4 protein-coding genes are annotated in these 6,193 nt (G+C 72.8%); all 4 read left to right on the forward strand.

Annotation, left to right across the window (positions count from 1 at the left end; genetic code table 11):
• The first annotated feature begins 160 nt into the window (after positions 1-160).
• On the forward strand, positions 161-1,642 hold the full coding sequence (locus ACZ7DL_RS09545; protein ID WP_470772836.1) for an APC family permease: 1,482 nt from the start codon (positions 161-163) through the stop codon (positions 1,640-1,642).
• A gap of 269 nt (positions 1,643-1,911) precedes the next feature.
• The gene (locus ACZ7DL_RS09550) at positions 1,912-4,563 is read left to right on the forward strand and encodes a CocE/NonD family hydrolase (RefSeq protein ID WP_470772838.1); all 2,652 of its coding nucleotides are present in this window, start codon (positions 1,912-1,914) and stop codon (positions 4,561-4,563) included.
• Complete coding sequence (locus tag ACZ7DL_RS09555) at positions 4,560-5,414, forward strand: ABC transporter permease (protein ID WP_470772839.1); 855 nt, start codon at positions 4,560-4,562, stop codon at positions 5,412-5,414. The genes ACZ7DL_RS09550 and ACZ7DL_RS09555 overlap by 4 nt, the downstream gene beginning before the upstream one ends.
• Before the next feature lie 473 nt (positions 5,415-5,887).
• Positions 5,888-6,193 (forward strand): chaplin (locus tag ACZ7DL_RS09560; RefSeq protein WP_470772840.1); only part of this gene is annotated, 306 nt, incomplete at its 3' end.

Genomic DNA, 6,193 nt, shown 5'->3' on the forward strand with positions numbered 1-6,193 from the left:
CTACGGATTCCGAAGGTAAACGGCCATTGACGTGACGGTTTTCGTCGGGGTTCTCTATGCAGCGCCGGGAGCGGACGAGACGAACGTATGACGATCCGCCGGAGGCGATAGCGCTCCCGACCCCCACCCTCAGTCGCACGAGTCGATCGGAAACCGCCGTATGACCGACATGCTTCAGAAGTCCGTGTCCGACCCCGTGTCCGACCCCGTGGCAGCACCCGCACCGGGTCTGAAGCGATCCATCGGGGTCGTCGGCGGCACCTTGCTGACGCTGTCGTGCGTCACGCCCGCCTCCACGCTCTTCGTGGTCGTCCCCGATCTGTTCGGCTCCCTCGGCACCGCCACCGCCCTGACGATCGCCATCGGCTCCCTCCTCTGTATCGCCGTGGCGTTCTGCTACTCGGAGCTGGGCACCCTCATCCCCAGCGCCGGCGGCGAGTACGCCATGGTGTCGACGATGGCCGGACGGCTGGCGGGCTGGCTGGTCTTCGTGCTGTCCCTGCTGGTCGTGATGATCGTGCCGCCGGTGATCGCGATGGGCACCGCCGACTACCTGGCCCCGATCGTCCATCTCGACCCGTCCATGACCGGCGCCGGCGTGATGCTGCTCGCCACCCTCGCCGGCCTGCTCGACCTGCGCGCCAACGCCTGGATCACCGGCATCTTCCTGGTCCTGGAGGTCATCGCCGCCGGGATCGTCGCCCTGCTGGGCTTCTCGCACAGCCACCGCGGGATGGGCAGCCTGGTCTCCATGCAGGTGGCCGGCGCCGACGGCCACACGGACACCGTGACGGCCATGCTGGTGATCTCCGGGCTCGCCATCGCGCTCTTCGTCACCCAGGGCTTCTCGACCGCCGTCTACCTCTCCGAGGAACTGGAGAACCCGCGCCGCAACGTCGCCCGCACGGTCCTCGCCACCCTCGCCATCTCCACCGTGGTCATCCTGGTGCCGGTCGCCGCCATCACCCTGGGCGCCGGCGACCTCGAAGAGCTGACCGGCGGCGACATCAGCTCCATGGTCACCGCCTGGTCCAACTCCGCGGTCGGCACCTTCGTCAGCCTCTGCGTGGCCCTGGCGATCATCAACGCGGGCATAGTCATGGTCATCCAGAACTCCCGCGTCCTGTTCGCCTCCGCCCGCGACAAGGCCTGGCCCGGCCCGGTCAACACCGTCTTCTCCAAGCTCGGCCGCTTCGGCTCCCCCTGGGTCGCCACCCTCGCGGTCGGCGTCCCCGGCGCGGTGCTCTGCTTCGTCAACCTGGACACCCTCTACGGCATCACCGGCGTCTCGGTGACCGGCATGTACCTGCTGGTCGCGGTCGCCGCCCTGCTCGCCCGCCGCGGCTCCCACCAGCACACGCCGGCCTGGCGGATGCCGCTGTGGCCCGCGATGCCGGTCCTGCTCATCGCGGTCCTGGCGTACATCCTGAGCCAGCAGGAGACGAGCTACCTGCTGTGGACCGGCGGCATCACCGCCGCCGCCACCCTCTACTGGGCCCTGTACCTGCGCCCGCGCCCGGACACCCGCTGGCTGGTGTCGATCCCGGAGGACGCGCGGGTTCCGGAGGGCACGCCGGCCGCGGGCATCCCCGCCCAGCGCGCCCAGGCGCCCGCTCCGGTCGCCGGCGAGGCCCGGGACTGAGCCGCGGCCGGGGGGGGAACTCCCCCGTCACCCCCGGCCCGCAGGCCGCCGCCCCCGTCACCCACTGCCAGGTGGGGTGCCGGGGGCGGCGGCACGCCGCGGAGGCCGCGCAGGCCCAGGCCTCGGCGACGGAGGCGGCCCGGCGGATCTGCATGGCCCTTCGTACCACGGCCGAAGTACGCCGCGGCCGGCCCGTACGCCCCAGGGAGGGCGCGCGGCTCCGCCCCACGGCAGCAGCGGTCGTCGGTGGCGGCCCGTACCGTTGACGCATGGATCTTCGAGTGCCCGCGCTGCGAGGGCTGCTGAGGGGGCCACGCCGGCTGATGGCCGCCGCGGCCGCCGTCGTGGTGCTCGCCGGCGCCGGGACATGGACGGCGGCCGGCGCCTCCGACGACACGCGGACCGTGCGCCGCAGCGACCAGGTCATGGCGGTCGACGGGGTGCGCCTGGACACCTCGTACTTCACCCCGGCCGACGCCGGCCGCCACCCCGCGGTGCTGCTCGGGCACGGCTTCGGCGGCAGCAAGGACGACATGCGCCGCCAGGCCGAGGACCTCGCCCGGGACGGGTACGCGGTCCTGACCTGGTCCGCGCGCGGCTTCGGCCGGTCCACCGGGAAGATCGGGCTCAACGACCCGAAGGGCGAGGTCGCCGACGTCTCCCGGCTCATCGACTGGCTGGCCGGGCAGCCCCAGGTGCGGCTCGACAAGGCGGGCGACCCGCGCGTGGGCGTGGCCGGCGGCTCCTACGGCGGCGCGATCTCCCTGCTCGCCGCCGGATACGACCGGCGGGTCGACGCCATCGCCCCGGCGATCACCTACTGGAACCTCGCCGACGCCCTGTTCCCGAACGGCGTGTTCAAGAAGCTGTGGGCCGGAATGTTCTTCAACACCGGCGGCGGCTGCGCCCGCTTCGAGCCGGCGCTGTGCCGGATGTACGACCGGGTCGCCGAGTCCGGCACCCCGGACCCGGCCGCCCGCAAGCTGCTGGAGGAGCGCTCGCCGTCCGCGGTCGGCGACCGCGTCAAGGTCCCCACGCTGCTGGTGCAGGGGCAGACCGACTCGCTGTTCACCCTGGACCAGGCCGACGCGGCCGAGCGGGCGATCCGCGCGAACGGCGCCCCCGTCGCCGTCGACTGGATCGCCGGCGGACACGACGGCGGCGACATGGAGACGGACCGCGTCGAGGCACGCGTGCGCGCCTGGTTCGACCGGTACCTGAAGGGCGACACGAGCACCGCCACCGGCCCGTCCTTCCGGATCACCCGCACCGGAGGCATCGACTCCACCGACGGCACCGCCCAGCTGCGCGGCGCGAGCGCCGGCGCCTACCCGGGCCTGCACGACCACCGGCGCAGCATCGCCCTCACCGGCGGCGAGCAGCACGTCACCAACCCGGCCGGCGCCAGCCCGCCCGGAGTCTCCGCGCTGCCCGGCCTCGGCGACTCCGGCGGCCTCGCCCAGCTGTCCGCGCTCGGCGTCGGCGTCTCCCTGGACTTCCCCGGCCAGTACGCGAAGTTCGACTCCGCACCGCTCACCCGCGACCTGCGGATCACCGGCGCCCCGACCGCCACCGTCCACATCACCTCCACCGCCGCCGACGCCGTCCTGTTCGGCAAGGTCTACGACGTCGGTCCCGACGGCACCCGGCAGGTCCTGCCCTCCCAGCTCGTCGCCCCCTTCCGGGTGACCGGCGCCAAGGCCGGCAAGGACGTCACCCTCACCCTCCCGGCGATCGACCACGAGGTGCAGAAGGGCCACCGGCTCCGCCTGGTCCTCGCCTCCACCGACCTCGGCTACGCCTCACCGCTTGCCCCGGCCGGCTACACCGTCTCCCTGAAGGGAGACCTGAGCGTGCCGACGGCCGCCGCGGTCACCACCGCGGCCGCCCCGCTGCCCGCCTGGGTCTGGTGGCTGCCCGCGGCCGGCGCGGTCGCCGCCCTCGCCCTGCTGCTCACCGCCCGCCGCCGCACGGCCGCCCCGGCCCCGGACCCGGCGCTGGCGGACGTCCCGCTCGTGATCGAGGGCCTGAGCAAGCGGTACGCCAAGTCCACCGACCGGTACGCGGTGCGCGAGCTGTCCTTCCGCGTCGAGAAGGGCCAGGTCCTCGGCCTGCTCGGGCCGAACGGCGCGGGCAAGACCACCACCCTGCGCATGCTCATGGGCCTGATCCGGCCGGACGACGGCGAGATCCGCGTCTTCGGCCATGCGATCCGGCCCGGCGCGCCGGTGCTGTCCCGGGTAGGCGCGTTCGTGGAGGGCGCGGGCTTCCTGCCCCACCTGTCCGGCCGGGAGAACCTGGAGCTGTACTGGCGGGCCACCGGCCGCCCGCCCGGGGACGCCCACCTGGACGAGGCGCTGGAGATCGCCGGCCTCGGCGACGCCCTCGCCCGCGCGGTGCGCACGTACTCCCAGGGCATGCGCCAGCGCCTGGCCATCGCCCAGGCCATGCTCGGCCTGCCCGACCTGCTCATCCTGGACGAGCCCACCAACGGCCTGGACCCGCCCCAGATCCGCGAGATGCGCGAGGTGATGATCCGCTACGCGGCCGGCGGCCGCACGGTGATCGTCTCCAGCCATCTCCTCGCCGAGGTCGAGCAGTCCTGCACCCACCTGGTGGTGATGGACCGCGGCCGGCTCGTGCAGGCAGGACCGGTCAGGGAGATCGTCGGCTCCGGCGACACCCTGCTGGTCGGCACCGCCGCACCCGTGGAGGAGCCGGTCGTGGAGAAGGTGGGCGCGCTGCCCGGAGTGGCCTCCGCCGTGCGCACCGACGACGGGCTGCTGATCCGGCTCGAAGCCGGCGGCACCGCCGAGCGGCTGGTCGTGGAGCTGGTGCGGCTGGAGGTGCCGGTCGCCTCGGTCGGCCCGCACCGCCGCCTGGAAGACGCCTTCCTCACCCTGATCGGAGGTTCCGCATGAGCACGCTCACCGAAGTCGCCTCCGGCTACCAGGCGGGCCGCACCCTGCCGCTGCGGGTGGAGCTGGTCCGCCAGCTCAAGCGGCGCCGCACGCTGGTCATGGGCCTGATCCTGGGCGTGCTGCCGTTCGTCCTGCTGATCGCCTTCGCGATCGGCGGCGACCCGGGAAGCCGGAACAACCAGGTCACGCTGATGGACACGGCCACCGCGTCCGGCGCCAACTTCGCCGCCGTGAACCTCTTCGTCTCGGCGGGCTTCCTGCTGGTGATCCCGGTCGCCCTGTTCTGCGGGGACACGGTCGCCTCCGAGGCGAGCTGGTCGTCGCTGCGCTATCTGCTCGCCGCGCCCGTGCCCCGGGCCCGGCTGTTGTGGTCCAAGCTCGTAGTGGCGCTCGGGCTGAGCCTCGCCGCGATGGTGCTGCTGCCCCTCGTGGCCCTCGCCGCGGGCACGGCCGCCTACGGCTGGGGCCCGCTGCAGATACCGACCGGCGGCGCCCTGGACACCGGCACGGCGGCGCAGCGGCTCCTGGTGGCCGTGGCGTACATCTTCGTGTCCCAACTGGTCACCGCCGGGCTCGCGTTCTGGCTGTCGACCAAGACCGACGCGCCGCTCGGCGCGGTCGGCGGCGCGGTCGGCCTGACCATCGCCGGCAACGTCCTGGACGCGGTCACCGCCCTCGGCGACTGGCGCGACTTCCTGCCCGCGCACTGGCAGTTCGCCTGGGCCGACGCCGTCCAGCCGACCCCGGAGTGGTCCGGCATGGTCCAGGGCACCGCGATCTCCATGACGTACGCCCTGGTGCTGTTCGCCCTGGCGTTCCGCGGTTTCGCCCGGAAGGACGTGGTGTCGTAGCCGGTCGGGCGGCGACTCGCGCGGCGCCGTCGGGGTCGGCGACGTAATCCCCTGCCTTTCCGGATCTGCCGCCGAGCGGGTGAATCCCCGCAACCAATTCTCCGTCGCCGGGTTGATGAAGCAGTGGGCATGCGACGCCACGAGAAAGGAACGCGCAGTGCTCAAGAGCTTGTGCACTCGGTATGCCGGTGACTGCCGCTCCCATGGCACTTGCCACCGGTAGCGATAACGGACCGACCATCGCGGATGGCAAGGAACGCTGAGCCGACTCCTCCGCCCGGGCCTTCCCGGGAAAGGCTGCGGTACGCGCCCGTGCCCGAGGTATCGGAACGTCATCCATGTCCCGTGCCCATTCCGATCAACCTGTTCGGCGGATCGGTCAAACTGCCCCGGCTGTGTCATGGCCGGCCTTGGACGTCGATCTTCGTTCCAAGGCCGGCTTTCCCAATTCTTCAAGCAGGAAGACAACCACATTGCGACAGACCCTGAGCAGGGGAGTGCTCGCGGCGGCCGCCGCCTCGGGCATTCTCTCCCTGTCCTGCAGCTCCGCCCTCGCCGACTCGCACGCGGTGGGAGGCGCCCAGGATTCGCCCGGTGTGCTGGCCGGGAACAACGTGCAGGTGCCGGTCGAGGTGCCGGTGAACGTGTGCGGCAACACCGTCAACGGGGTCGCCCTGCTCAACTCCGCGACCGGCAACGCCTGCACCAACGCCGCGTCCCCCACGCCAGGTGCGAGTGTGCCGCCTTCGGCCGGCGGCAGCAGCACGGGCTCGCAGGCG

This window comes from Streptomyces sp. NPDC036984 (genome assembly GCF_055607665.1).